The 25,657-nt window shown below is 62.4% G+C and carries 22 protein-coding genes; 13 read left to right on the plus strand and 9 right to left on the minus strand.

The window, feature by feature from the left end; genetic code table 11:
- Positions 1-5 precede the first annotated feature (5 nt).
- From purH to VXL81_RS06225, 5 genes are all read left to right on the plus strand, one after another.
- Complete coding sequence (gene purH / locus VXL81_RS06205; RefSeq protein ID WP_416537640.1) at positions 6-1,595, plus strand: bifunctional phosphoribosylaminoimidazolecarboxamide formyltransferase/IMP cyclohydrolase; 1,590 nt, start codon at positions 6-8, stop codon at positions 1,593-1,595.
- 71 nt (positions 1,596-1,666) lie between these two features.
- Complete coding sequence (gene lspA, locus VXL81_RS06210) at positions 1,667-2,149, plus strand: signal peptidase II (RefSeq protein WP_340546889.1); 483 nt, start codon at positions 1,667-1,669, stop codon at positions 2,147-2,149.
- A gap of 53 nt (positions 2,150-2,202) precedes the next feature.
- On the plus strand, positions 2,203-2,718 hold the full coding sequence (locus VXL81_RS06215) for a DUF3035 domain-containing protein (protein WP_416537638.1): 516 nt from the start codon (positions 2,203-2,205) through the stop codon (positions 2,716-2,718).
- 293 nt (positions 2,719-3,011) lie between these two features.
- Positions 3,012-4,436: a M16 family metallopeptidase gene (locus VXL81_RS06220; RefSeq protein ID WP_416534492.1), complete on the plus strand. Its 1,425-nt coding sequence runs from the start codon at positions 3,012-3,014 to the stop codon at positions 4,434-4,436.
- Positions 4,433-5,752: a M16 family metallopeptidase gene (locus tag VXL81_RS06225; RefSeq protein WP_340546886.1), complete on the plus strand. Its 1,320-nt coding sequence runs from the start codon at positions 4,433-4,435 to the stop codon at positions 5,750-5,752. The genes VXL81_RS06220 and VXL81_RS06225 overlap by 4 nt, the downstream gene beginning before the upstream one ends.
- 106 nt (positions 5,753-5,858) lie before the next feature.
- On the opposite strand, the gene VXL81_RS06230 is transcribed toward VXL81_RS06225, so the two are convergent.
- Both VXL81_RS06230 and deoC read right to left on the minus strand, forming a co-directional pair.
- A complete protein-coding gene (locus VXL81_RS06230) occupies positions 5,859-8,195 on the minus strand; it encodes an aldehyde dehydrogenase family protein (protein ID WP_416553364.1) in 2,337 nt (778 codons plus the stop codon).
- A gap of 86 nt (positions 8,196-8,281) precedes the next feature.
- A complete protein-coding gene (deoC, locus tag VXL81_RS06235) occupies positions 8,282-9,271 on the minus strand; it encodes a deoxyribose-phosphate aldolase (protein WP_340546884.1) in 990 nt (329 codons plus the stop codon).
- Positions 9,272-9,552: 281 nt separating this feature from the next.
- Here deoC and VXL81_RS06240 point away from each other — a divergent pair, with 281 nt between their 5' ends.
- The 8 genes from VXL81_RS06240 (at position 9,553) to VXL81_RS06275 (ending at position 18,511) form a co-directional block, all read left to right on the plus strand.
- Positions 9,553-10,506: a metal ABC transporter solute-binding protein, Zn/Mn family gene (locus VXL81_RS06240; RefSeq protein WP_416553396.1), complete on the plus strand. Its 954-nt coding sequence runs from the start codon at positions 9,553-9,555 to the stop codon at positions 10,504-10,506.
- 14 nt (positions 10,507-10,520) lie between these two features.
- Positions 10,521-11,369, plus strand: coding sequence for a metal ABC transporter ATP-binding protein (locus VXL81_RS06245; RefSeq protein WP_416534495.1), 849 nt, complete (start codon positions 10,521-10,523; stop codon positions 11,367-11,369).
- A complete protein-coding gene (locus tag VXL81_RS06250; protein ID WP_416553366.1) occupies positions 11,369-12,574 on the plus strand; it encodes a metal ABC transporter permease in 1,206 nt (401 codons plus the stop codon). Before VXL81_RS06245 ends, VXL81_RS06250 begins: the two co-directional genes overlap by 1 nt.
- Positions 12,571-13,500 (plus strand): metal ABC transporter permease, encoded by a 930-nt coding sequence (locus VXL81_RS06255; protein ID WP_416553368.1) that lies wholly within the window; start codon positions 12,571-12,573, stop codon positions 13,498-13,500. The genes VXL81_RS06250 and VXL81_RS06255 overlap by 4 nt, the downstream gene beginning before the upstream one ends.
- A 78-nt stretch (positions 13,501-13,578) precedes the next feature.
- Positions 13,579-15,528, plus strand: a complete 1,950-nt coding sequence (mutL, locus tag VXL81_RS06260; protein ID WP_416553370.1) for a DNA mismatch repair endonuclease MutL — start codon at positions 13,579-13,581, stop codon at positions 15,526-15,528.
- Positions 15,528-16,757 carry a DNA recombination protein RmuC gene (locus VXL81_RS06265; RefSeq protein WP_416553372.1) on the plus strand — a complete coding sequence of 410 codons (1,230 nt, stop codon included), beginning with the start codon at positions 15,528-15,530 and terminating at the stop codon, positions 16,755-16,757. Before mutL ends, VXL81_RS06265 begins: the two co-directional genes overlap by 1 nt.
- Positions 16,757-18,058: an adenylate/guanylate cyclase domain-containing protein gene (locus tag VXL81_RS06270; RefSeq protein ID WP_416553374.1), complete on the plus strand. Its 1,302-nt coding sequence runs from the start codon at positions 16,757-16,759 to the stop codon at positions 18,056-18,058. Before VXL81_RS06265 ends, VXL81_RS06270 begins: the two co-directional genes overlap by 1 nt.
- A 129-nt stretch (positions 18,059-18,187) precedes the next feature.
- Positions 18,188-18,511 carry a DUF3775 domain-containing protein gene (locus tag VXL81_RS06275; protein WP_416553376.1) on the plus strand — a complete coding sequence of 108 codons (324 nt, stop codon included), beginning with the start codon at positions 18,188-18,190 and terminating at the stop codon, positions 18,509-18,511.
- A gap of 159 nt (positions 18,512-18,670) precedes the next feature.
- Here the strand turns inward: VXL81_RS06275 and VXL81_RS06280 are convergent, their stop codons facing one another.
- The 7 genes from VXL81_RS06280 to VXL81_RS06310 form a co-directional block, all read right to left on the minus strand.
- Complete coding sequence (locus VXL81_RS06280; protein ID WP_416553378.1) at positions 18,671-19,813, minus strand: saccharopine dehydrogenase family protein; 1,143 nt, start codon at positions 19,811-19,813, stop codon at positions 18,671-18,673.
- Between the two features lie 32 nt (positions 19,814-19,845).
- On the minus strand, positions 19,846-20,898 hold the full coding sequence (locus VXL81_RS06285; protein WP_416553380.1) for a saccharopine dehydrogenase: 1,053 nt from the start codon (positions 20,896-20,898) through the stop codon (positions 19,846-19,848).
- 10 nt (positions 20,899-20,908) lie between these two features.
- Complete coding sequence (locus tag VXL81_RS06290) at positions 20,909-21,523, minus strand: glutathione S-transferase family protein (protein ID WP_416553398.1); 615 nt, start codon at positions 21,521-21,523, stop codon at positions 20,909-20,911.
- A gap of 48 nt (positions 21,524-21,571) precedes the next feature.
- Positions 21,572-22,222, minus strand: a complete 651-nt coding sequence (locus tag VXL81_RS06295; protein WP_340546873.1) for a histidine phosphatase family protein — start codon at positions 22,220-22,222, stop codon at positions 21,572-21,574.
- 313 nt (positions 22,223-22,535) lie between these two features.
- On the minus strand, positions 22,536-22,763 hold the full coding sequence (locus tag VXL81_RS06300) for a WGR domain-containing protein (RefSeq protein ID WP_340546872.1): 228 nt from the start codon (positions 22,761-22,763) through the stop codon (positions 22,536-22,538).
- A gap of 99 nt (positions 22,764-22,862) precedes the next feature.
- On the minus strand, positions 22,863-23,567 hold the full coding sequence (locus VXL81_RS06305) for a response regulator transcription factor (RefSeq protein WP_340546871.1): 705 nt from the start codon (positions 23,565-23,567) through the stop codon (positions 22,863-22,865).
- Entirely contained in the window at positions 23,564-25,465 is a 1,902-nt protein-coding gene (locus VXL81_RS06310) for a PAS-domain containing protein (RefSeq protein WP_416536731.1), read from the minus strand. The genes VXL81_RS06305 and VXL81_RS06310 overlap by 4 nt, the downstream gene beginning before the upstream one ends.
- Positions 25,466-25,657 lie beyond the last annotated feature (192 nt).

The following is a 25,657-nucleotide window of genomic DNA, read 5'->3' on the forward strand; positions in this document are numbered from 1 at the left end:
CTGCCATGACCGACCTTCACCCCGTACGCCGTGCGCTGCTTTCCGTATCCGACAAGACCGGGTTGATCGACCTGGGTAAGGCCCTGGCGGCACGCGGCGTTGAGCTGCTCTCAACCGGCGGGACGGCCAAGGCGCTGCGCGAGGCAGGCCTGACCGTGAAAGACGTGTCCGAGATCACCGGTTTTCCTGAGATGATGGATGGTCGGGTGAAGACGCTGCACCCGATGGTGCACGGCGGTCTGCTGGCGCTGCGGGACAACGACACGCATGTGGCTGCGATGGAGGAACATGGCATCGGTGCCATCGACCTTCTGGTGGTGAACCTCTATCCATTTGAGGAAACCGTGGCCAAGGGCGGCGACTACGACAGCTGCATCGAGAACATCGACATCGGCGGTCCGGCAATGATCCGCGCCGCCTCCAAGAACCACCTGTTCGTGAACGTTGTGGTGGATGTCGAGGACTACGAACCGCTGCTGGCAGAGCTGGACAAAAACGACGGCCAGACCTCCTATGGCTTCCGTCAGTGGCTTGCACAGAACGCCTATGCTCGCACAGCCGCATATGATGCGGCGGTGTCGAACTGGATGGCAGGCGCGCTGAAGCTTGAGGCACCCCGCCGCCGCGCCGTTGCAGGGCAATTGGCCCAGACCCTGCGCTATGGTGAGAACCCTCATCAGCAGGCGGCGTTTTACCTGGATGGCTCCGCCCGCGCAGGTGTCGCCACCGCACAGCAGGTGCAGGGCAAGGAACTGTCCTATAACAACATCAATGACACCGATGCCGCCTTTGAGCTGGTCAGCGAGTTTGCCCCCGCTGATGGCCCCGCCGTGGCTATCATCAAACACGCCAACCCCTGTGGAGTGGCCCGTGGCGCAACACTGAAAGAGGCCTATCAGAAAGCCTTCGACTGTGACCGGACCTCGGCCTTTGGCGGTATTGTCGCGCTGAACCAGCCGCTGGACGGCGAAACCGCTCAAGAGATCGTCCAGATCTTCACCGAAGTCGTCATCGCCCCCGGTGCCTCGGAAGAGGCAAAGGCGATTTTCGCCGCCAAGAAAAACCTGCGTCTGCTGCTGACCGATGGTCTGCCCAACCCGCAGGATACAGGTCTGACCACCCGTCAGGTCTCCGGCGGTATGCTGGTGCAGGACAAGGACGTCGGCCACCGCGCCATGGACGACCTGAAGGTGGTCACTGAAAAGGCCCCGACTGAAGAACAGATGCAGGATCTGCTCTTTGCCTGGAAGGTGGCGAAACATGTGAAATCCAACGCCATCGTCTATGTAAAATCCGGCCAGACTGTTGGTGTTGGTGCAGGTCAGATGAGCCGTCTGGACAGTGCCACCATCGCAGGCGTCAAGGCGCAGCGCATGGCTGACGCGCTGGAATTGCCCGAAAGCCTCGCCAAAGGATCAGCGGTGGCGTCTGATGCGTTCTTCCCCTTTGCCGACGGCCTGCTGGAAGCGGCAGCGAATGGCGCGACCTGCGTTATCCAGCCCGGTGGTTCCATGCGAGATGACGAGGTGATCAAGGCCGCCAATGACGCCGGTCTGGCGATGGTCTTCACCGGCATGCGCCATTTCCGCCACTAGACACGGTTGACGCCGATCGGACCAGTTTGGTCCGGTCGGCCATCCGAAACCCCGTCAAGAGGAGCCGCGCTATGCGAGCCAAAGTGATGATCTGGGCAGCGGTATTGGCGTTGCTTGCGGATCAGATCAGTAAATATCTGGTGGTTCGGGTCATGGATGTCGCCAATCGCGGCGGCATTGACGTGCTGCCGCCGCTGCTGCGGTTCCGCTATGGTGAAAATACGGGCATCAACTTCGGCCTGTTCGGCGGTGGCACTGACACCACACGCTGGATCCTGATCGGGCTTTCTCTGGTGATCTGCCTGGTGCTGGTGATCTGGATCTCGCGCCTGCCTGCCAATGCCCGCGTCATGCAACTGTCCGCCGGGCTGGTCATCGGCGGCGCGCTGGGTAATGTCGTCGACCGGCTGCTCTATGGCTATGTGCTCGATTTCCTCAATATGTCCTGCTGCGGCATCGACAATCCCTTTGTCTTCAATGTGGCGGACATCTTTATCTTTGCGGGAGCGGCCGGCTTGATCCTATTTGACGGGCGGCAGAAAAACCCTGCGTGACCTCGCTGGGTAAATACGATAAAAGCGGCTCAAACAGGCAGGAGTAACGGGTCATGCGGATCCCTTTTGGTGTGATTGTTCTGATGGGCGCGCTGGCCGTATCTGCCTGCGGGCAAAAAGGGCTGCGTGATCTGCGCCCCTCCGGAACCGGCCCGGATGAATTTATGGTCCTGCCTGCCAAACCGCTGGAAGAACCGGCCAGCTACAAGACGCTGCCGCAGCCGACGCCGGGCGCGGCCAACCTTACCGACCGCAACCCCAAGGGCGAAGCCGTCGCCGTGCTCGGCGGAAATGCCGCAGCGCTGGTTCCCGGTGATGGTGTCCCCGCCAGCGATGGCGCCTTGGTCACTGCAGCCAGCCGCTATGGCGTCGATCCCGACGTGCGTGCGGATCTCGCCGCGCGCGATGCAAAGAAGCGCAAGCGTGAAAACCGCACGGCACGGTTCAAGCTGTTCCCTGTTGACCGCTACCAGGACGCCTACAAACGCGAGGCGATTGCGCCGGATGTGGTCAGCGAACGATTCCGCCGTGCCGGATTCGAGACCCCGTCGGCCCCGCCGGCAGAGTAACGCCGAGTCGGCAGTTTTCGGGGTTATGTGGCGATCACAAAAACGCCATTTCCCTTGCACATGCCCCCCTAGAGCGTAGTTTGATGCCAGCGATGTTGGTCCGTTTTATGGATCAATGCCAATGATATGTCGTCGGATCGGACCTGCTGCTTTGCACGCCCCCACACGGACAGGGTGGCGTATAGCATTGCCCATCGCGGGCAGGTGGCCCTGTCTGACCGGCTGCATTTGTCTATTTTGACGCTACCGGTCTACCCATTGCCGCTGGCGTACCGCAAAAAAGGAGATCACCAATGATCCCCCCTATGAAACCCGTGATCCGCCGGATCATCAGGGCCAGCGCGCTTGTTGCAGCCCTCGTAGCCATGGATTTGGCGACTCTGAGGTCCGGCAACTTTGTTCAGACAGCGCAGGCACAGGGCGCCGATGCGCCGAACGATGCAAGCGACATGGTCACAAGCTTTGTGCTGGACAATGGCATGCAGGTGGTCGTGATCGAAGATCATCGCGCGCCCGTTGTTCAGCATATGGTCTGGTACCGCGCCGGTTCCGCCGACGAACCTGTGGGCCAATCCGGCGTGGCGCATTTCCTCGAACACCTGCTGTTCAAGGCCACCGATACGATGGAGGCCGGAGAGCTGTCAGCCACGGTTGCGGCCAATGGCGGGCGGGACAATGCTTTCACCAGCTATGACTATACCGCCTATTTCCAGCGTGTCGCAGCGGATCGCCTGGGGCTGATGATGCAGATGGAAAGCGACCGCATGGTCAATATCCGCCTGACCGAACAGGATATCGAAACCGAACGCGAAGTCATTCTGGAGGAACGCAATCAGCGCACCGACAGCGAGCCGCGCGCGTTGTTTCGTGAGCAGTTGAATGCGGCGCAGTATCTCAACCATCGCTACGGGCAGCCGATCATTGGCTGGCGCCATGAGATGGAAGAGCTGGACATGGCAGATGCGCTGTCCTTTTACGGGACATACTACGCCCCCAATAATGCGATTCTGGTGGTCTCCGGTGATGTCGATCCCGCAGAGGTGCGTCGCCTTGCCGAGGAGAGCTATGGCAAGATCCCGGCCAACCCGGAGCTGCCCGAACGGCTCCGCAGCAAGGAGCCTCCGCAGACCGCTGCCCGCCGCATTATCTTCAAAGATCCGCGCGTGGCGCAGCCCTTTGTCCAGCGCTCCTATCTGGCGCCTGAACGTGACAGTGGTGCGCAGGAACGCGCAGCGGCGCTATATCTTCTGGCCGAACTATTGGGCGGCGGCAGCACGTCGTATCTGACCAATGCACTACAGTTCGACCAGCAGGTGGCAGTCTATACCGGGGTTTTCTATTCCGATGTCTCGCTGGACGACACCACCTTCGACTTTCTGATCGTGCCGGGCGCGGACATCAGCCTTGAGGATGCCGAGGCCGCGCTTGATGCGACCTTTGCCCGGTTCCTCGAAGAGGGCGTCGATGAGGCACAGCTGGAGCGGATCAAACTGCAACTGCGTGCCGCCGAAGTTTATGCCCGCGACAATGTCGACGGGATCGCAAACCGCTATGGTCGGGCGCTGGCCTCGGGACTGACGGTTGAGGATGTGCAGGCCTGGCCCCGCATCCTGCAATCCATCACGGCGGATGAAATCATCGCAGTTGCCCGCGAAGTGCTGCGACCGGAGGTCTCGGTGACCGGCTGGATGATGCGAGATGAAGAGGTAAGCCAATGAAGGCGATAAAGCTCATCACGGCGGCAATGGCCGTCTGTTTCCTCGCCCTGCCTGTCTGGGCAGAGGTGAAAATCAAGGAAGTCACCTCTCCCGGTGGCATCACCGCCTGGCTGGTCGAGGATCACAGCATCCCCTTTACCGCGCTGGAACTGCGGTTTCGCGGTGGCACATCGCTCGACAAACCGGGAAAGCGTGGCGCGACCTATCTGATGGCCGGCCTGTTGGAAGAGGGCGCCGGACCCTTGCCTGCCCAGGACTACGCCCGCGCGCTGGAAAGCCTGGCGGCGGGGTTCTCCTATGATGCAGACAAGGATACCGTGTCCATTTCGGCGCAATTCCTGAGCGAGAACCGCAATCGGGCGATTGATCTGCTGCGTCAGACCATCCACGAGCCGCGCTTTGATCAGGATGCACTGGACCGGGTGCGTGCGCAGGTCCTCGCCGGACTGCGTTCCGATGCGAAAGATCCCAATGACATTGCCGGGCGGGTGTTCTCGCAGATGGCTTTTGGCGATCATCCCTACGGCACCGAAGGAAACGGGACCATCGAGAGCGTGACCGCCCTCACCCGACAGGACATGTTTGATGCGCATGAAGCGGTCTTTGCCCGCGACCGGCTCTACGTCGGGGCGGTGGGGGATATCACCGAGGCGGAATTGGGAGCGCTTCTCGATACTTTGCTGGCGGATCTGCCAGCGGAAGGCGCGCCAATTCCTGGACCGGCAGATGTCACCATCGAAGGGGGTGTGACCGTTGTTGACTACGACACGCCCCAATCGGTGGCGCTGTTTGGTCATATCGGCATCAAACGCGACGACCCGCGGTATTTTGCGGCCTATCTGCTGAACCAGATCCTCGGTGGGGGATCTTTTGACAGCCGCCTGATGTCGGAGGTGCGCGAGAAACGCGGCCTCACCTACGGTGTCTACAGCTACCTGGTTCCGCGTGATCTTGGTGCTGTCTACATGGGCTCCGTCGCCTCGGCCAATGGCAAGATCGCCGAGACGGTTGAGGTGATCCAGACCGAATGGGCGAAGCTGGCAGCCGAGGGTGTAACGGAGAAGGAACTGGCGGATGCAAAGACCTATCTGACCGGGGCCTACCCACTGCGCTTTGATGGCAATAGCCGGATCGCGTCCATTCTGGCGGGGATGCAGATGGATGACCTGCCCATTGATTACGTCGCCACCCGCAATGACAAGGTGAATGCAGTGACATTGGACGAGATCAACAAGGTGGCAGCGGAGATCCTGCTGCCGGATCAGCTGCATTTCATCGTGGTGGGTCGTCCTGAAGGTCTGCAATCCACCAACTGAGCTGGGCTGGCGGGATATCAAACGGAAAAAAGGGCGCTACCATTTCTGGTAGCGCCCTTTTTGCAGGATATGACGGGTGCAGCCCCTTTGGGCTGCACCCATCGGCTTATTCGCCGTAGGGAATCCAGATGTTCTTTACCTCGGTTGCGGCTTCGAGGAAGCGGCGGCTGTGGTCCGACGTCCAGTCCAGCGCCATGCCATTGTTGACCCATGTACGCTTGAGATTACCGGCGGAGGCAGCCTCGATCGCGGCGGAGAGGTCAGAGGAGGAGAAGCTCCAGACCGCATCTACATTGAGATGGGCGGCCAGCGGTTCGGCCAGTTCGGCGTGACGGCCGGTCAGGATATTGACGACGCCACCGGGCAGATCGGATGTGTCCAGCACCTGATAGAAGTCGGTCGCCGCCAGCGGGTAGGCCTCGGATGCGGCCAGGACCACGCGGTTGCCCATGGCAATGGCGGGTGCCAGCACCGAGATCAGGCCCAGCAAGGGGGCCTCATCCGCGCAGAGTGCGCCGATCACCCCAACAGGTTCCTTCATCGCCAGGGCGACACCGCGGATTGGCACACCATGGGCCTGCCCGTCGTATTTGTCGGCCCAGGCAGCGGCGGTGAACAGGCGCTGGATCGAGGTTTCGACCTCCTGCGCGCCTTGGGACTTGCCGGTCATCCGGTCGATCCGATCGGCAAATTCGCCAGCCCGCGCAGATAGGTTTTCGCCGATGTAGTAAAGGATCTGCGCGCGCAGATGGCCCGTCGTCTTGGCCCAGCCATTGGCCCCGGCTGCAGCCTCCACGGCGTTGCGCACGTCCTTGCGGTTGCCGAGGCCAACGTGGCCCAGCAGCGCGCCGGATTTGCCATGGATGGCTTTGGAATAGCCGCCATCCGGGCGCGCCTGCTTGCCACCGATATAGAGTTTTGCGGTGCGGTCCACGGCATCAACCGGTGCACCTTCACCGTCAAAACCCTTGATCTGGTCAAGAGCTTTGACCTTGCCCTTTGGCTTGGTGTAGGCGCCAAGCCCTTCCCAGCCGCCTTCACGGCCAAAGCCGCTTTCACGGGTGCCGCCAAATCCTGCGGCCGCATCAAAGAGATTGGTGGCATTGACCCAGACCACGCCGGCAACCAGTTTGGGGGCGATGTCCAGCGCGAGATTGACGTTTTCAGTCCAGAGTGTCGCCGCCAGACCGTAGCGGGTGTTATTCGCCAGTTCTACAGCCTCGGACGGGGTGCGGAAGGTGGTCGATACCAGAACCGGACCAAAGATCTCCTCCTGCATCAGCGTGTCGGAGGGCGCCAGACCTTCGATGAGGGTGGGCGGGTAGAAACACCCGCGCTCCGGCACATCTATCTGCGCCTGATACATGCTGCCGGCCGAATTGGCGGCAACCATCTCGCTGATGGTGGTCAGCTGTACCGGGTCGACAATGGCGCCGATGTCGATGCTCTTGTCCAGCGGATTGCCGATGCGCAACTTGTCCATTCGTGCGCGTAGTTTCCTGTGGAAACGGTCGGCGACGCCTTCCTGAACCAGAAGTCGCGAGCCGGCGCAGCAGACCTGTCCCTGATTGAACCAGATTGCATCAACGAGACCTTCAATGGCGGAGTCGATATCGGCGTCTTCAAAGACGATGTAGGGAGATTTGCCGCCCAGCTCCAGCGTCAGTGCCTTGCCGCTGCCTGCGGTGGCTTCGCGAATGCGGCGGCCGACGGCGGTGGACCCGGTAAAGGCGATCTTGTCGACTTCGGCCCCGACGATCATCTCCCCCACGGCGCCATCGCCTGTCACGATGTTCACAACACCCTTGGGCAGGCCCGCCTGACGGCAGATATCAGCAAACAGCAGGGCGGTAAGCGAGGTGTATTCCGCAGGTTTCAGCACCACAGTATTGCCCATGGCCAGGGCCGGCGCGACCTTCCACGCCAGCATCAGCAGCGGAAAGTTCCAAGGGATGATCTGCCCACAGACACCCAGCGCCTCACGGTCGGGCAGTTCGCTTTCCATCAGCTGGGCCATGCCTGCGTGATAGTAGAAATGGCGCTGCGCCAGCGGCACATCAATGTCGCGGCTTTCGCGGATTGGCTTGCCGTTATCCAGCGTTTCCAGAACCGCAAACAGGCGCGCGTGTTTTTGCATCAGTCGCGCGATGGCATAGAGATAGCGTGCGCGGCCGGCGCCGCCGAGGGCAGCCCATTTGCCCTGCGCCTTGCGCGCCGCGGCAACAGCGCTGTCGACATCCGACTGGCTGGCCTGGGTCAATGTGGCCAGAACCTCGCCGGTTGCCGGGTTCTTGCTGTCGAACCCGTCGCCGGGTGCGGTGAAGTCGCCGTCGATGAAATGGCCGAACCGGGCGCCCTGATCCACCAGCCAGGCCAGCGCCTCAGCTGCACTTTCGGGGGCGGGGCCATAGGTCATGGTGTCGAAAATCTCTTTGATAGTCATGTGTCGAGCCTTGTGTCTGTCGCTGCTTGCCCGGATCCGGAAGCGGGCCGGAGGCCCTTCAGGCATCCGGGGGTGGCATCTGAAGGTTAGGCCAGCGCGTGGCGGTAGCCGGCGGAATAGGCGCCGGTGACATGGTGTTCGAGCTGCCGTTCGATATCGCCCAGCAGGCTGGACGCGCCAAAGCGGAACAGATCCGGCTGCAGCCAGCGGTCGCCCAGCTCGTCCTTGATTAGCGACAGATATACCAGCGCATCCTTGGCCTTTGAGATCCCACCAGCGGGTTTGTAGCCAACGCGGTAGCCGGTGCGCTCGTGATAGTCGCGGATGGCGCGGATCATGACCAGGCTGACCGGCAGCGTGGCGTTGACGCTTTCCTTGCCGGTCGAGGTCTTGATGAAATCAGCACCCGCCATCATGCAGATCAGCGAGGCACGCGCAACGTTACGCAATGTGCCCAGCTCTCCGGTGGCGAGGATGGCCTTTACATGTGCGTCGCCACAGGCCTCGCGGAAGGCTTTCATCTCATCATAGAGAGCCTGCCAATTGCCGGACAGCACGTGACGACGGGAGATCACGATATCAATCTCCTTGGCCCCGGCCTTCACACTTTCTTCGATCTCGGCGAGGCGCAGGTGAAACGGCGACAGGCCGCCGGGGAAACCCGTAGACACGGCGGCCACCGGAATACCCGTGCCCTCCAGCGCGTCGACAGCGGTTTCGATCATGTCGTGGTAGACGCAGACCGCGCCGGTGGTGATCGGCTCCATGCCGAGCGCGGTCATCAGGTCGCTGCGCACAGGCTGGCGCGCCTTGGCACAAAGCCGTTGCACACGCCCCACGGTGTCATCACCGGAGAGTGTGGTCAGGTCAATCAGCGTGATCGCCTTCAGCAGCCAGGCCGCCTGATAGTCTTTCTTGACGCTGCGCCGACCTGGCAGCGTGGCACAGCGACGTTCGATGGCGGAGGTGTTTGCCTCAACCCCAAGCGCCCAGTCCAGATCCAGCTCCATGCCGGGGTTACGCGGTTCGCCCACCTGCGGCAGCTGCGCGGTGTGCTCTGCAATTTGGCTTTCCATGCCGGGAATCCTCATTCGAGTTCGGTGCGAAAATCGCACGACCACCCAAGCTTGGCAAGCAAGGGCAGGGTTGTCTGGGGTAAAATTTTGACTGTTTGGACAAAAATTATCTATTTTTGCGAACCATTCTCATTTCTTCTTGCGAATAAGTCGCATTTTCATTGACAGGACATCGCTGAGCGCTCTTATTGATGTCAGATGACAATCAGAGGATCAGCTCCATGCGTTCGAAGCTCAGCACATCAATGAAGATCGCCCACAAGCTGGTGCTGGCTGCTGTGATGGCCTTTGCCGGGCTCGTTGCCGCGACGTTCGGCGGCTCAAACGGCTCTGCTGCGCGGGCGGATGCCCCGCTGAAAGTGGTGGCAACAACTGGCATGATCGCCGATGCCGCCCGCCAGGTTGGCGGTGATGCAGTCGAGGTGCGCGCCCTGATGGGACCCGGGGTAGACCCGCACGCCTATCGGCAGACACGGTCCGATATCGTGGCGATGACCCGTGCAGATCTGGTGCTGTGGCACGGTCTCTATCTTGAGGCACAGATGGAAGAGTTCTTCCACGATCTGGCGCGCAAACGCACGGTGGTTGCCGTCGCCGACGGTCTGGACAAGGACAAGCTGCGCGGCCATGACGCCTATGCAGATAAATATGACCCCCATGTCTGGATGACCCCGGCCCTGTGGAAGGACATGGTCGCAGAGGTTCAGGCGGCGCTGAGTGATGCGCGTCCGGATCAGGCCGATCTTTTTGCCGCCAATGCAGCGGCGCATCTGGCAGAGCTGGATCAGCTCATCGCCTACGGCAACGACATCCTGGCCCAGGTGCCGGTCGAAAATCGGGTGCTGGTCACGGCGCATGATGCCTTTGGGTATTTTGGCCGTGACTTCGGGTTTGAGGTGCTGGGCATTCAAGGCATCTCCACCCAATCCGAAGCCGGCCTCAATCGCATTGGCGCGCTGGTCGATATGCTGGTGGCGCGTCAGATCTCTGCCGTCTTTGTCGAAAGCTCGGTTTCGGATCGTTCGATGCGTGCCCTGATCGAAGGGGCAGCGGCGCAAGGCCATGAGGTTCGCATCGGCGGAGAGCTGTTCTCCGACGCGATGGGCGCCGATGGCAGCTATGAGGGCACCTATGTCGGGATGCTGGATCATAATATGACCACTATCGCGGCTGCTCTTGGCGCCAAGGTGCCACCTAAGGGCATGTCCGGCCGCCTGTCCGGTGCCGGATTTTGAAGGGAACCGATGAGATGAGCGTGGAACTGGCCCGCGACAATGGCGCGCCCACTGCCGCTGAGGGAATCACCCACAGCCTTGACAGGTCGCCGCTGGCCATCAGGGGGCTGACCGTAACCTACGGCGAGAAGCCAGCCGTTTTCTCTGTCGATATGACAGTGGAGCCGGGACGGATGACGGCCATCATCGGCCCGAATGGAGCTGGTAAATCGACCTTGCTGAAGGCCGCGCTTGGCATCGTGCCGCCGGTTTCAGGGCGGGTGCAGGTCTTTGGCAAGCCGCTGGACAGCCAACGGGCCCGCATTGCCTATGTCCCGCAACGGGCCAGCGTCGACTGGGATTTCCCGACACGGGTGATTGACGTTGTAATGATGGGGCTCTACCGCGAGCTGGGCCTGCTGGGCCGCATCACCGGACGCCATCGCACCGAGGCGCAGGCCTGCCTGGACCGTGTCGGGATGGGCGATTTCGCCACCCGCCAGATTGGCCAGCTGTCCGGGGGCCAGCAGCAACGGGTCTTTCTGGCGCGGGCGCTGGCTCAGGGGGCAGATCTTTATCTGCTGGACGAACCCTTTGCCGGTGTCGATGCCGCGACCGAGAAGGCCATTATCGCGGTGCTGAAACAGCTGCGCGCAGATGGTAGGACGGTGGTTGTGGTGCATCACGATCTTGCCACCGTCGGCGAGTATTTCGACAATGTCTTCCTGATCAACACACGCAAAGTCGCAGAGGGTCCGGTTGCACAGGCCTTTACCGCCGAAACCCTGCAAAGCGCCTATGGCGGACGGTTGGCCACTGCGCAGGTTGACCAGCTGGCCGTGGCACCGGGATCTATTCTCCCACAGAGCGGCGGGCCATTCTGATGCTTTGGGACGCCCTGCTGCTGCAAATGGGCTATAATGCGACGCTGGTCGCAATTGGCGCCACATTGCTTGGCATCGCCGCCGGCATCACCGGAACCTTCCTTTTCCTGCGCAAACGGGCGCTGGTCAGCGATGCCATCAGCCATGCCACCTTGCCCGGTGTCGGGCTTGCCTTTCTGGTAATGGTCGCGCTTGGCGGCGATGGTCGCAATCTGGCCGGTCTGCTCCTTGGGTCGGCACTCTCGGCGATGGCCGGGCTGTGGTGCCTCAACTGGCTGACCCGCCGTACCCGTCTGGCCGAGGACGCCGCGATTGGCGCCGTGCTCTCCGTGTTCTTCGGGTTCGGCATCGTGATCCTGACTGTGATCCAGACGCTGGGGGTGGGCCGTCAGGCCGGGCTGGAGGGGTTCCTGCTTGGCTCTACGGCAGGCATGTTGTGGAACGATGCGCTGGTGATTGCGGGAGGTGGCGCGGCCACGCTGCTGTTGATCCTGCTGCTGCGGCGCCCGATGACCCTGGTGGCCTTTGACCCTGAGTACGCCGCGTCACAGGGTGTCTCCGTCTCCCGTATCGACATGATGATGATGGGGCTGGTGATGGCTGTCACCGTTGTCGGGCTGAAAATCGTCGGCCTGATCCTGATCGTGGCGCTGCTGATCATCCCGGCCGTCACCGCCCGGTTCTGGACCGAGCGGTCCGATCTGGTGGTGCTGCTGGCTGGCGGTGCCGGCGGGCTGTCAGCCTATCTTGGTGCGGCGGTATCTTCATCGGCGCCGAACCTGCCCACCGGACCTATCATCGTCCTGATGAGCTTTGGCCTCTTTGCGCTGTCGCTTCTGCTGGCTCCCAATCGCGGGGTGCTGGCGGCTGTGCTGCGCCATCGGCGGTTTCAGCGCCGGGTCCATCTGCGCCAGGGGCTGCTGGCATTGGCGCAGGATCAGGTGATCTATGAGCCGCTGACCCTGCGATTGCTGCGCCAGCGTGGCCTCTTACGCGCCGATGGGGTGCCCACGGAACAGGGCCGCGCCCGCGCCGCCAAGGCGCTGCGAGACGAACATCGCTGGGCGCTGGTGCGCAGCGACCAGACACATGAGGCGGCAGCGGCGCTATATGATGGGCTGCGCGAGATAGAGACAGTTCTGACTGCCGACCAGATTTCCGACATTGACCGCCGCATGGGCGGCCCCCGTGAGGTTCTGCCATGAGCGGCGCTGAATTTGTCCCGTTGTCCCTGACACCTCTGCTGATCGGTGTCTTTGCCGCCGTCGCCTGTGCGCTGCCGGGGAATTTCCTGCTGCTGCGTCGGCAGGCGCTGATTGGCGATGCCATCAGCCACGTTGTTCTACCGGGTATCGTTGTTGCTTTCCTCCTGACCGGGGTGATCGCAGCGGGTCCGATGATGCTGGGGGCTGCTGGAGCTGCCATCGTTGCCGTGGTTGTGATCGAACTGATCCGCCGCCTTGGCCGGATCGAGCCGGGGGCCGCCATGGGCGTGGTCTTCACCACCATGTTCGCAGGCGGTGTATTGCTGCTGGAGCAGACCGATACATCGGCGGTTCATCTGGATGTGGAACACGCGCTCTACGGCAATCTCGAAAGCCTGATCTGGCTTGATGCCACCGGCTGGGAATCGCTGCTGGATCCGGTGGCGCTCAGCTATTTGCCGACCGAGCTGTTGCGCATGGGGCTGACCTTGATCGGGGTCACCGTCTTTATCGCTCTGTTCTGGCGCCCTCTTAAGATTGCGACCTTTGATGAGGGGTTTGCCCGCACGCTGGGTATCCGCACCGATCTGTTGGGGCTGGGGTTGGTGATCACTGCTGCAATCGCCGCCGTTGCGGCCTTTGATGCGGTGGGGTCGATCATCGTGATCGCGATGTTCATCTGCCCGCCGGCCGCTGCGCGGATGATGTCGAACCAACTGGAGGGTCAGCTGGGGTGGAGCGTCGGGTTTGCTGTGATTTCAGCGGTTGTCGGCTATGTCCTGGCGGGCTATGGCCCGCTCTGGCTTGGCGCTGCGGACGCCGTAAGCGCCGCCGGGATGATCGCAACGGTTTCGGGTCTGTTGCTGGCGATTGCGGCACGGTTCGGCCCGTGCCGTCACCGGGCCGGGGCACCAGCAGGGGTCTGATCAACAGGCCGCTGACCGCGCCCGACAGGACGGATTGCGGCTGGAAGAATCGCGCGGCGGCATGCTAAATATTGCGGCATGGCATATGCAGACCCCCAAATCAGCGACAGTTCACAACCGATCATCCGGCAGCTTGATGACAGTGCGATCAACCGCATCGCTGCGGGAGAAGTGGTCGAACGCCCTGCTTCGGCGGTCAAGGAACTGGTGGAAAACGCCATTGATGCGGGGGCCTCTCGGATCACCATCGACATCGCGGATGGTGGCAAGACGCTGATCCGGGTGACCGATGATGGCTGCGGCATGGCACCCGCAGATCTGCCGCTGGCGCTGTCGAGACATGCCACCTCCAAGATCGACGGATCTGACCTGCTGAACATCCATACCTTCGGCTTTCGCGGTGAGGCGCTGCCATCGCTCGGCGCTGTCGGACGGTTGAGCATTACCAGCCGCGCCAAGGGACACGAGGCCGCGAGGATTCGCGTCGCCGGTGGCCAGATGGAGCCGGTGAAACCTGCCGCCCTGCGCGCAGGCACCGTGGTTGAGCTGCGGGATCTGTTCTACGCCACGCCCGCCCGGCTGAAGTTCATGCGCAGCGACCGCGCCGAGACGCAGGCCATTGGCGACGTCATCAAGCGGCTGGCGATGGCGGAACCATCGGTTGGCTTTACCTTGCGTGATGTCTCCGGCGGCGGTGAGGGGCGGGTGACCTTTCGCGCGGACCCGCTGTCGGGTGATCTTTTCGATGCGCTGCACGGGCGGCTCACGACGGTTCTGGGGCGCGAATTTGCGGAAAACGCGCTCAAGATTGATGCCACCCGAGAGGGGGTCCGGCTTTTTGGCTATGCGGCCTTGCCGACCTATTCGCGGGGCGCCGCGGTGGCGCAGTTCCTCTTTGTGAACACCCGACCGGTTAAGGACAAGATGCTGACCGGTGCCCTCAGGGCGGCTTATTTCGATTTTCTCAGCCGCGACCGCCACCCGGCAGCGGCGCTGTTTCTGGACTGCGATCCGGCGCTGGTTGATGTGAACGTCCACCCCGCGAAGTCCGAGGTCCGGTTTCGCGATCCCGGTGTAGCGCGGGGTCTGATCGTCTCAGCGCTGCGCCATGCGCTGGCGGAGGCCGGTCATCGGGCCTCGTCCACGGTTGCGGGCGCGACCCTGGGGGCGATGCGTCCAGAAGCCACTTCGTCAGATCCGGCCGGCGCTGGCGGCCCGCGGATCTACCAGATGGATCGGCCGTCAATGGGCGCGCGCAGCCTTTCTTATGCAGCCCAGCAACCAGAGAGCTTCGCACCTGCTCCCGCTCATCCGGCGCAATCGGTGTCGCCCGGCTTTGCTGAGCTGGCCAGCGCCTATAGCGGCCGTGTGACAGAGGCGCCCAAAGGTGCGATGGCCCCGGGTCAGCCGTCGGACAGACCCGAAACCTCCGCGCCCGGGGCCGAGCATCTGCCGCTTGGTGCCGCACGCGGGCAGGTGCATGAGAACTACATCATTGCCCAGACTGCCGACGGTATGGTGATCGTCGATCAGCACGCCGCCCATGAACGGCTGGTCTACGAGAAGCTGAAACGCCAGATGGCCGAGACCGGCGTAGCTGCGCAGGCCATGCTGATCCCCGAGATCGTCGAGCTTAGCGAGGGGGATTGTGCCCGTATCCTGGGGGTGGCCGATGATCTGGGCCGCTTTGGTCTGGGCATCGAAGCCTTCGGTGGCGGCGCCATCGCTGTGCGTGAAACCCCGGCCATACTCGGCACTGTCAATGCCGCGGCGATGGTGCGCGATATCCTTGATGAGCTGGATGATCAGGGCGAAAGCCAGCTGGTTCAGGCCAAGATCGAAGCCATCCTCAGCCGGGTTGCCTGCCATGGGTCCATCCGCTCGGGCCGCTGGATGCGCGGCGAGGAAATGAACGCCCTGCTGCGCGAAATGGAAGCAACGCCGCATTCCGGACAGTGCAACCACGGGCGTCCCACCTATGTCGAGCTGAAACTGGCCGATATCGAACGTCTGTTCGGGCGGAGCTGATGGAGTCGGTCCTGCTCTTTCTGGAGCGCGCAGAGCCGCAGATGCTGGTGCTTCTGGGGATTGGTGGTCTGATGATGGTGGGGCTCGTCATGCTGCTGCGCAGCCATGCACGCGCTGCCGCGAGCATGGACCCGATCGCACAGCAGATGGCTCATCTGGGACAAAGCGTTCAGCAGTTGCGCGGCGGGCTACAGCATGTCTCCGACGCGCAGGCCAACGCGCAGATGCAGATGATCCAGACCGTTGAGACCCGGCTCGGCGCTGTGCAGCAGCAGGTCAACGACCGTCTCTCCGACAACGCGCTGCGGCAGGCCCGCGCGCTGGCCGAGATGCAGGAGCGCTTGCAGGAGAGCCTGCACGGGTCGACCAAACGCACCGTCACCTCGCTCACTCAATTGCAGGAGCGGCTGGCGGTGATTGACAAGGCGCAGGACAATATCACGAAGCTGTCGGGTGATGTCCTGGGGCTTCAGGACATCCTGGCAAACAAGCAGACGCGCGGCGCTTTTGGTGAAATCCAGCTGAATGATATCGTCTCCAAGGCGCTGCCCTCTGACAGCTATGCCTTTCAGCACACGCTGAGCAACGGCAAGCGCGCCGATTGCCTGATCCATCTGCCCAATCCCCCCGGTCCGATCGTGATCGACAGCAAATTTCCGCTGGAACCCTATGAGGCGCTGCGCAACGCCGAGACCCCGGAGCAGCGCGCCAGCGCCTCGCGCCAGCTGAAGGCGGCATTGCGGGGCCACATCCGGGCGATTTCAGAGAAATACATACTGGAGGGCGAAACGGCGGATGGCGCGCTGATGTTCCTGCCCTCCGAGGCTGTTTATGCCGAACTCCATGCCAATTTTTCCGACATTGTGCGTGAGGGCTTCTCCGCCAAGGTCTGGATCGTTTCGCCAACCACCTGCATGGCCACGCTGAACACGATGCGCGCCATTCTCAAGGATGCGCGGATGCGCGAACAGGCCGGCGCGATCCGCAGCGAGCTGGGACTTCTGCATAAGGATGTCGAACGTCTGGGCGACCGGGTGGGTAATCTGGACCGCCATTTCGGCATGGCGGCAAAGGACATCGCGGAGATCAAGATCAGCGCTGACAAGGCCGGACGCCGGGCGCAGCGGCTGGACAACTTCGACTTTGAAGAAATTGCCCCGACATCAGCTGGCATCGGTCAGCCCCCCGATCCGGTGAATGTCGTTCCGCTGGGGCGTTCCGATAGCTGATGCAACAGACCACCATCGCTCCCCTGCTGAACACGGCCTCAATCGCGGCAGAGCGGCTGGTGTCGGTTCTGCGGATCGCGGTGACGCTGGGCCTGTTTGCCGTATTCGTGGTGACGATGTCGGGGGTGGACTTCAGCTCTCTGGCGCCCTTCCTGCATCGTCAGCTGCTGTTTGCGCTATTGACGATGTTTGCCTATCTGACCCTCGGTATCGTTACCTTTGCTGCGACGACATTCGGGTGGTTCCGGCCCTGGATGTCCTGGATTAGCGTGACGGCGGACTGTGCCTTTCTGCTCTTCAATGTCTGGTTCAGCCTTGAGAACAGCAACTACCCCGGAGGCGTGGCGCTTCTGCTGCCGCCGGCCTGGCTGGTTCCGCTGGTGCTGGCCTACGGTGTCATGCGGATGGACCCGCGCCTGCAGCTGTATACGACGGTTCTGCTGACCGGTGGGCTGGGGATCCTGATCTTCTGGCCGGTGACCCGGCTGGATGTGGGGCAGATGGGCAGTCTGTACAGCGTGCTGGACAGCCCGGCAAACGTGATGAAGCTGACAATGATCCTGCTGGCCGGATTGGTCATGGTTGTGGCGGCTGCGCGGATGCGGCGATTGTTTTACCGGGAGCTGACGGCGGCCGAGGCGCGTGCCAACCTGACCCGCTATCTGCCGGCGCAGGTGGCCGATCAGCTCGCGGATGGCGGGCTTTCGGCGCTGCAACAGGGCCAGCGCCAGCCGATGGCCGTGATGTTTGTCGATATCCGCGGCTTTACCCGCTGGTCGGAATCACGTGATCCGCAGGAGGTCGGAGATTTCATCACCGCATTCCGCAATGAGGTGGAATTCAGCGCCACCCGGCATGGCGGAATGATCGACAAATATATGGGCGATGCGGCAATGCTGCTGTTTGATGATGCGCCTGTGGCGCGCGGCGGCGCAAATGGCGCCGCCCGGGCTCTGGCCTGTGCGGCGACGCTGAGCGAGGCCATTCACCGCTGGTCGGACCGGCGCGTCGCTGCGGGCGAGCCGCCGGTGGACATTGGCATCGGCGTTCACGCAGGTGAGGTGTTTTCTGGTGTTGTCGGCAATGCGGCGAGGCTGGAATATTCGGTCTTTGGAGATGCGGTCAACACCGCCTCCCGCCTCGAGCAGCACAGCAAGACCGTTCCGCTGACCATCATTGCCTCAGCTGTTACGTTTGAGATCGCAGGTATCGCCCCCGCGCGCCAGCGTTGGGTTGCCCTGGCGCCGGTGACGTTGCGCGGGCGCAGCAGGCTGATCGAGATCTACGCCAAAGACAGCTGATCCGTCGCGCGCCGGCCTCCCCGGGGGCGCGGTCTGGCGGCTTCTGCGGTTCTTGCCCCAGATCAAGGACAGCCACGCGGCAATGGGGTCTGATCCTCATGAACAGCGCGGACAATGGAGGACGAGCCCATGCTGGAGATCAGTGCCCGAAAGGTGGCGCAAGTGGCCATGATGGCGCGCGAGCTATCGCGCGCCGAGGGGGAACTCAGGGCGTTTATCGACCGCATGGGCGAGGATGAGCAGGCCGAGCTGGTTGCGATCATGTGGATTGGCCGAGGCAGTTTCGTCGCCGACGATCTGGAGGAGGCCATCGCAACCGCTCAGCAGGAGGCGACCACGCCGACTGCGGATTACCTGATCGGGACACCACATCTGGCGGATAATCTGGAATCCGGCTTGGACGCGCTGGGGATTGATGTTCAGAGCGTCGAAGAGGATGTCATCGGGCGCTGAGCGTTCCGCTGACGGGTTGCGATAGCAGATCGGTATGGCAGGGGGCGCCGAGGTGTGGCGCCCGCATGGCCTGTCGCGCCGGGGCCCTGCCCCGGACCCCGGGATATTTGGGGCCAGAAGATGGCTATCTTCCGCGCAGTCGGTAGCCGGGGCGTGGGTTCAAGACGTGCTGTCGACCACCTCGAGATGCTGGGCCAGCGCACCGATCTTACCCATCCACTGATCCACCAGATCGGCGTCGCTGGGCGCGGCGCTGACGCCGGGAGCGATTTTGCCGTTGATGGCAGCCTCGATGGCGAAGGACACCGGGTAGGAGACCAGCCGCGCCATCGCCGTGCCGCGTTCGTCACCCCAGGCATCCATCACATAGGTCTTGTGCCAGACTTCGGCACCGTCTTTTTCGGCTTTCAGCCCGACGCAAAGCACCACGCGGTCTGGCTCACCGTCGTCATAGGCATTCTCTGCCCAGAATTGATCCGACATTTCCTTGAGCCGGGCATCGCCTTCGGGCCCCGATAGTGTCTCGACCTCCTTGAAGACATCCGCCCAGGCATCGGCCCAGCCGTTGAGGCGCAGGGTGCCGCGAACGAATTCTTTTACCTTCCAGTCCGCGCCGAATTCATACTGCGCCATGAAAGGGAGCGAGTCGCGGTTCGGATAGACTTCGAAGCTTTCGGATGCGGGCAGCGGTGCCTCGTAGGAGGAGATCGCATCCCAGGGGCGGGCGACGTCCAGCGCCTTGAAATCGCGGATCGACTTCGACGGGGAGCGCAGCGCCTTCAGCACGCCGAGCGGCGACCAGCTGAATTTGTAGCGGAACGGGTTCGGTGTCTTGGGGATGCCGCCGCAGTAGGAGATAAAGCTGATCTCATTGTCCGCATCGAAGGCCTTGGAGGCCTTATAGTCGGCAACCAGCGCATGGGCCATCAGGTGGTCGATGCCTGGGTCGAGGCCAACCTCGTTGATCAGGCAGACAGCGGCGTCCTTTGCCCGCTGGTCCAGCGCGCGCATCTCCGGGGCGATGTAAGAGGACGACACGAAATGGGCGCCATGCTCAATTGCCAGCTCAGCCAGCGGCACATGCCAGTCACCGGGCAGCATCGAGACGATCACATCCCTGGGGCTGAGCATCTGGCCCAGATTGGCAAGGCTGAAGGCATGGATATTGGTTGTCAGATCGCCGATTGCATCGCGCGCCTTATCGGGAGTGCGGTTCCAGACCGCGACGTCATGGCCCGCCTCAAGCAGGCGGCGCAGGCCAGGGATTGCGGACAGGCCGGTGCCGCACCAATGGATTGTCATTGTCAGTCTCCGTTGTTTGGTTCCGGCGATGGTCAGCCCGGAAGATGGTCCTTGAAGGTGGTTTCCGCCCGGCCCCAGACGCCACTGGCAAGATCGGTAAGGGTCAGCAGGGAGGGCAGCAGCTGGGCTGCATAGTCTTCGGAGCTTTCGACCGGCAGCATCGAAGGCAGGTTATCAATCGCCATGACGTCCAGTACGGGATCCTGGGCGACCCGCAGGGCAGGGGCCTTCCATGTGGTGGCGCGGTCATAGACAGGAACCGGGTTGTAGTCGCTATCAGGATCGCAGGCGACATCGCCGATGGCGGTCAGCCGACGATCAGCGGTCAGCGCCTCTTGCGGGACGAAGACCGGCGTGCCGGGGCGTGCGAAGATGCAGTTGAGAAAGAGATCATGGGCCAGAATTTCGGGGAAAGGGCCGCCGCTGGCGGTTTCTGCCATATCCCATTTGGTGACCGCGACACCCATCGCCTCGCAGAGATCGGCGGCCCCGGTGCCGACCCGGCCTAGGGCGCCAATGACGATGGCCGAGGGGCGGTCGGTTTTCAGACCATCCAGCTCTGCGCTCAGCTCGGCAAGCAGCGCATCCTTGCCCTCGTAGACGCCAACCGGGCCGCAGAGCTCACCGCGCTGCTGCGCGGCCCAGGTTTTCAGCGTGACGGCCGCACCGGCATAGCCGGCCCAATAGCCGAAGGCCGCAACCCGGCGGCCACTTTCATCGACCAGATATTCCAGATCGTATAGCGTGCCGCCGCCGGCCTGGAACCGTTCAAGAAGCGCTTTGCCGGAGTGCTGCCCCTTGTAGGCATGTCCGAACATGATGTGGCGGTGCGGCAGCGGAGTGCCATCTTCGGGCAGTTCTTTCAGGCCGAAGATGATGGCGTCGCGGGGGGCGTCGGGCCAGCTGTTCTCTGCCGCGATCTCGCAGCCGGCGTCAATGTAGCCCTGCAACGGGATGGCGCGGACCGTGCTTTCCTCGACCGTGACCTTCAGCCCGGCGTCGATGAGCGCTCTGGCACCTTCCGGCGTCAGGCCAACCCGTTCTTCATTCGGGCGCTGTTCGGCCCGTACCCATAGATGTGTCATGTCTTGTCCTTTACAGCATGCCCTTGGCGGTCACCGCGTGCACCGAGTCACGCTGTTCCATAGCCGCCATGAAGGTCTGAATTTTCGGGTAGTTGGCGAGGGTCACGCCGTCGCCCTCCAGCCAGGTGCAGATCACATAGAGATAGCAATCCGCCAGGCTAATGGTGTCGCCCAGCACGTAAGGGCCGCGCAGTCCGAACTGGCTGATATAGTCGCAGGAGGCGGCCATGGTCTGTGGCACCTTGGCCTGCATGTCCTTGAAGCTGGAAGTCTTGCTGGCCCAGCGGCTTCCGCGCAGTTTATGGGCGTGGTTCACATGCATGGTGGAGGCGAGATAGAACATCACCTCACGCATGCGGGCCAGCAGGACCGCCTCGCGGGGGCGCAGAGCGGCATCGGGGGCCATACCGGCCACATATTCCAGCAAGGCGCCGGTTTCCGTCAGGATGCCGCCATCCACCACCAGCGCCGGGACACGGCCCTTGGGGTTGATCTGGGCATAGGCGGTGCCAAGCTGTTCCTTGGTTGCGAAGTCAATACGGATCGGCTCGTAGTCCAGTCCGGACTCTTCCAGAGCGATGGCGACGGCTACCGAAATCGTCCTGGGTGCATAATAGAGCTGCATCATCCTGTCCCTCCCTCAGATAGTGCGGTCCCCGGTCGGATGTCGGGCCTACAGATGGGTCTGTGCGTAATGCCGATCCGGGGCTTCCAGATGGGGCACCGCGTTGAACAGCACCGGGCTCAGCTGACCGCCGATCGCGTGCAGCCGGTGCATCGAACTGTTCATGATCGCGAGCGCCATGCGCGCCATTCCGGTGGTATCCAGCCCCATCGCCTGCCGCATGGCCATCGCGATCAGCCCGCCGGATGTAACCACCAGGGCCGGCCCGTCGCCTGCGGAGATCTCGGCCAAGGCGGAGCGAGTGCGGGTTTCAAAGTCTCGCCAGCTTTCTGGCGGGTTGGTGATCTCATCCGCAGCCCAGGCGGAGAAAACCTTGGGCATGTGCTCGATGAACCCTTCCCGTTCGGTCGGGATCTTCAGCCCGTGCTGGGCCTGCATCGCCTCGGCCAGATTGAAGTATTCCATTTCGTTCAGTCGCGGATCCTGCACCACGTTTTCAAGCCCCATGGCAGTCGCGGTTTGCAGATGGCGGGTCAGCGTGCCGCAATAGACGCGGGTGTAATGCGCGCGCGTCTCGCTCAGATGCGCGCCAAGCCAGCGTGCCTGCTGATGGCCCAGATCGCTCAACCGGTCATAGCTCGCTTCGTCGCGGGCGCTGGTGTTGGCCTGTCCGTGGCGGATCAGCGTGATATGCGTCATGGCGTGTTCCTTTGCGTCCGGGCAAGTCTTAAGCAAGCTTTCCAACGGTGGAAAGGGCCAGTTGTCGATTTCGGATCCAATCCAGTAGGGCGGCACGGTGACAGGCAAATTTGGTCCGGTTCGGACCAAATGTTTCGCGTGCGAAACAAACGAACAAAAGCTTAACGAAGAACCACACAAAAGACCTTGTTTTATAGCTGTTGCGCAATGGGCGCGCGGGGAATTGGGCCGCCGTAAACCGGCGCGCTGTACGGTGGGTGAAAGGGGATCTTGAGCTGATGGGCGACGGCGGTATGCGATGGCTTATCGCAGATCAGGCGCGGTCATAGCCCCGTTTCAGCATCCGTTTGCGGTGCTGATCCGCCGCGATCGAGGCTTCGCGCAGGTTGCCGTAGATATTGATGGCGCTCTGCCCGCTGCCGCCGGCCACCCCCCATTCCCTGAGAACGGAGACTTCAGCGAAGAGGTTCATCGCAAGTTCGATCCGATAGAAGCGCGGGACCCGCGCCGGGTGTTGGCGATAGAGCAGACAGGTAGCCATACCCGAATCATATCGCCGTCGATTCGCTGCGTCCAGTCCGAGCTTGGCCGGAGTATTCCCAGAGCTTGGCGGCTGGATTTCGAGCCGGCGGCGGCGTGATCAGAGCCAGCTGACATCGCCGAGGAAGATATAGCCGGCGCCGTAGATCGTCTTGATCAGGCGCGGGTTCTTCGGGTCTTCGCGCAGCTTGGTGCGCAATCGCGAGATGCGCACATCCATGGCCCGATCAAAGCTTTCGCCAGCACCACCGCCGAGGCTTTCTTGCATCTGGGCGCGGGAAATCAGCCGTTTCGGGCTTTCCAGGAACAGCCGCAGCACCTCGCCCTCGGCATGTGAAAACGGGGTCTCTGCGCCGCTGTCGTCTTCAAGTATGTAGCGATCGAAATGCGCGGTCCAGCCGGAAAACGAGGCGCTGTTTCCCGTGGTTGCCGCGGTGCGGGGGCCCCCGCGCAGCCGGGCGCGGATGCGCGCCACCACCTCGGCCGGGTCAAAGGGTTTGGTAATGTAATCATCTGCCCCGAGCTCCAGCCCGGTAACACGGTCCTGTACCTGTGCGCGTCCAGAAATGATGATCACGGCCGCCCCCTGTTCCAGCGCGAGGCGATGCACCAGCGCCAGCCCATCGGTATCGGGCAGCGAGAGATCGACAAGGCAGACATCGGGAGTCACCCGGTTGAGAGAGGCCTCAAATTCGCGGGCGCGGGCAAAGCTCTGGGTGCGAAATCCGGCTTCCTCCAGCGTGTCGGTCAGGATGCGGCGGATCTCCGGCTCGTCGTCAAGAATGGTGATCAGGGGTCGGCTCATGCGGCGGGTTCCGATTTGATCAGCGCTGAAAGCTGATGAGTGGTAAAGGGTTTCTGCAACACCGGGCAACGTTTCAGCGCCATGCGGAACAGAGGATCGCTGGTCGGCAGGGACGTCATCAGAATGCAGGGCAGGCGAGAGCCCTGCAAGCGGTCGACCAGGTCGATCCCGGTGGCGCTGCCCTGCAGCTTGATATCCGACAGGACCAGAGAGATGCCATCGATATCTGCGGTCAGCGCGCAGGCCTCGTCCACGCTTGTGGCCTCAACCACCGCATAGCCGAGATCTATCAGCATATCGCGGAAGGTGGCGCGCAGCTCCTCGCTGTCCTCCACCAGCAGTGCCAGCCCGCCAGCAGCATCAGGGGCCAGGCGGTATGGAATGCGCAAGGTCACGCTGGCACCGGAAACGGTATTGCCGATCCGCATGTCCCCACCGGTGGATTTGGCCATATCGTAGACCATCGGCAGGCCCAGACCTGATCCTTCGCCGCCCTTGGTGGTGAAGAAAGGGTTCAATGCCTTCTCCAGCGCGGTTTTGGAAAAGCCCGGTCCGGTGTCGGTAACGCTGAGTTCAAGCCAGGTTTGTCCGACGACGTGGGCGCTGACAGTGATCTGACCCTGACTGCCGCAGGCGTCACGTGCGTTCAGAATAAGGTTCAAAAGGGCATCCTGCAGTTTGCCCGGATCCAGCAGCAGTCGCACATCCGGCGTGTGATCCACGATGCTGAGGCCCATGCCCTGCGGCAGCGAAGGCGTCGCCAGCACCTTCAGCTCTTGCAGAAGGCCGTGCAGATCGGTGGCGCGCGGACGCAGGCTGCGGTGTCCTGTCATCTCGGCAATACGGTTGAGGAGGCGCCCGCCACGGCGGGCAGCGGAGAGCGTGGCCTGAACCAGATCGGCCGCCTCCGGGGTCAGATCGGATTTCGCCAGTTTGCCCTGCATCCCGAGGATGATGGTCAGGAGGTTCGAGAAATCATGCGCCAGCCCGCTGGTCATCTGAGCGGCCATTTCGCGGCGACGGGCCTGTTGCAGGGCAACGCGGGTCTGAGTTTCCTCGGTCACATCCATCGACAGGATAAAGACGCCGCCGGTGTCATCGGGGGTGAAGGCCACCCGGATCCGGCGGCTGTCATGGCTTTCAGTGAACTCGAACACCGGGCTTTCGCCCTGGTAGGCCGCCATCAGATGCGGTGCAATCTTGTCATAGGCGGCCGCGCCGAGCGCCTCTGCGATATGCGTGCCGAGGATTTCGGACGGACGGCTGGGAAACACCGAACTGAGGCGCCGGTTAGTATAGGTGTAATAGCCCTCGGCGTCGACATGGGCGATATGGGCGGGCATCATCTCGGTCGTCAGGCGGGTGCGCGCTTCCATCTCCGTGAGCTGACGCTTCGCCTCTTCCAGTGCGGTGATCGTCGCGGCCAGTTTGCGGTTGGTGGCTGACAGCTCTTCGGTATGGGCGATCAGCTGATCGGACATTTCCTCGGACCGGGCCCGCAACAGCTGTTCAATTCGCTTGGTCCGGGTGATGTCGGTGTAGACCGTGACCCAGCCCCCCTGAGGCAGAGGTGCCCCTTCGATAGAGATCACCTGACCGTTGGCGCGTTCGCGTTCCAGATAATGGGGCACGAAATCCAGCGCCTGATCAACGCGCTGCTGCACGAACCCCTCGATATCATCGACCGGTCCATATTCACCGCTGGTGGCAATATGCCGGATCGTCTCGTCAAAGCGTGCACCCGGGGTGATCAACGCATCGGGCAGGTCGAACATCTCCTGAAAACGCTGATTGCACACCACCAGGCGCAGCTCGCTGTCATAGATCGACATCGCCTGGGCAATCAGGTTGAGCCCGGCGGTGGTCATTGTGGCGCGGTGTTTCTCGGATCGGTTCATGCTGTCTCCCCGCCGCATGGCTAGCATCCCGACGGGCCTGCGCAAAGAGCTTAGCCTGCGACAGGGGGCCCCGGTGGGACGATCTGCGTTCGCTGGGCGAACGGCTGTTACAATTCGTAAGATTTGGGAAAACTTCAGGAAAAAGTTGACGCAATAGCATGAGGCCGTCCCTAATCGGGATCAGAATCGCGG

The sequence above is a fragment of the Phaeobacter sp. JH204B genome (assembly GCF_048055755.1).
Classification (GTDB): Bacteria; Pseudomonadota; Alphaproteobacteria; order Rhodobacterales; family Rhodobacteraceae; genus Phaeobacter; species Phaeobacter bryozoorum.

Excerpts from the sequence above, each read along its gene's own strand:
- VXL81_RS06310 (WP_416536731.1), bottom strand. The coding sequence starts at position 25,465 with ATGAACCGATCCGAGAAACACCGCGCCACAATGACCACCGCCGGGCTC.
- VXL81_RS06300 (WP_340546872.1), bottom strand. The coding sequence starts at position 22,763 with ATGGCTACCTGTCTGCTCTATCGCCAACACCCGGCGCGGGTCCCGCGC.
- purH (WP_416537640.1), top strand. The coding sequence starts at position 6 with ATGACCGACCTTCACCCCGTACGCCGTGCGCTGCTTTCCGTATCCGAC.
- VXL81_RS06255 (WP_416553368.1), top strand. The coding sequence starts at position 12,571 with ATGAGCGGCGCTGAATTTGTCCCGTTGTCCCTGACACCTCTGCTGATC.
- VXL81_RS06280 (WP_416553378.1), bottom strand. The coding sequence starts at position 19,813 with ATGACAATCCATTGGTGCGGCACCGGCCTGTCCGCAATCCCTGGCCTG.
- VXL81_RS06250 (WP_416553366.1), top strand. The coding sequence starts at position 11,369 with ATGCTTTGGGACGCCCTGCTGCTGCAAATGGGCTATAATGCGACGCTG.
- VXL81_RS06245 (WP_416534495.1), top strand. The coding sequence starts at position 10,521 with ATGAGCGTGGAACTGGCCCGCGACAATGGCGCGCCCACTGCCGCTGAG.
- deoC (WP_340546884.1), bottom strand. The coding sequence starts at position 9,271 with ATGGAAAGCCAAATTGCAGAGCACACCGCGCAGCTGCCGCAGGTGGGC.
- VXL81_RS06295 (WP_340546873.1), bottom strand. The coding sequence starts at position 22,222 with ATGACGCATATCACGCTGATCCGCCACGGACAGGCCAACACCAGCGCC.
- VXL81_RS06225 (WP_340546886.1), top strand. The coding sequence starts at position 4,433 with ATGAAGGCGATAAAGCTCATCACGGCGGCAATGGCCGTCTGTTTCCTC.
- VXL81_RS06275 (WP_416553376.1), top strand. The coding sequence starts at position 18,188 with ATGCTGGAGATCAGTGCCCGAAAGGTGGCGCAAGTGGCCATGATGGCG.
- VXL81_RS06270 (WP_416553374.1), top strand. The coding sequence starts at position 16,757 with ATGCAACAGACCACCATCGCTCCCCTGCTGAACACGGCCTCAATCGCG.
- VXL81_RS06240 (WP_416553396.1), top strand. The coding sequence starts at position 9,553 with ATGGCCTTTGCCGGGCTCGTTGCCGCGACGTTCGGCGGCTCAAACGGC.
- VXL81_RS06285 (WP_416553380.1), bottom strand. The coding sequence starts at position 20,898 with ATGACACATCTATGGGTACGGGCCGAACAGCGCCCGAATGAAGAACGG.
- mutL (WP_416553370.1), top strand. The coding sequence starts at position 13,579 with ATGGCATATGCAGACCCCCAAATCAGCGACAGTTCACAACCGATCATC.
- VXL81_RS06230 (WP_416553364.1), bottom strand. The coding sequence starts at position 8,195 with ATGACTATCAAAGAGATTTTCGACACCATGACCTATGGCCCCGCCCCC.
- VXL81_RS06220 (WP_416534492.1), top strand. The coding sequence starts at position 3,012 with ATGATCCCCCCTATGAAACCCGTGATCCGCCGGATCATCAGGGCCAGC.
- VXL81_RS06290 (WP_416553398.1), bottom strand. The coding sequence starts at position 21,523 with ATGCAGCTCTATTATGCACCCAGGACGATTTCGGTAGCCGTCGCCATC.
- VXL81_RS06305 (WP_340546871.1), bottom strand. The coding sequence starts at position 23,567 with ATGAGCCGACCCCTGATCACCATTCTTGACGACGAGCCGGAGATCCGC.
- VXL81_RS06265 (WP_416553372.1), top strand. The coding sequence starts at position 15,528 with ATGGAGTCGGTCCTGCTCTTTCTGGAGCGCGCAGAGCCGCAGATGCTG.
- lspA (WP_340546889.1), top strand. The coding sequence starts at position 1,667 with ATGCGAGCCAAAGTGATGATCTGGGCAGCGGTATTGGCGTTGCTTGCG.
- VXL81_RS06215 (WP_416537638.1), top strand. The coding sequence starts at position 2,203 with ATGCGGATCCCTTTTGGTGTGATTGTTCTGATGGGCGCGCTGGCCGTA.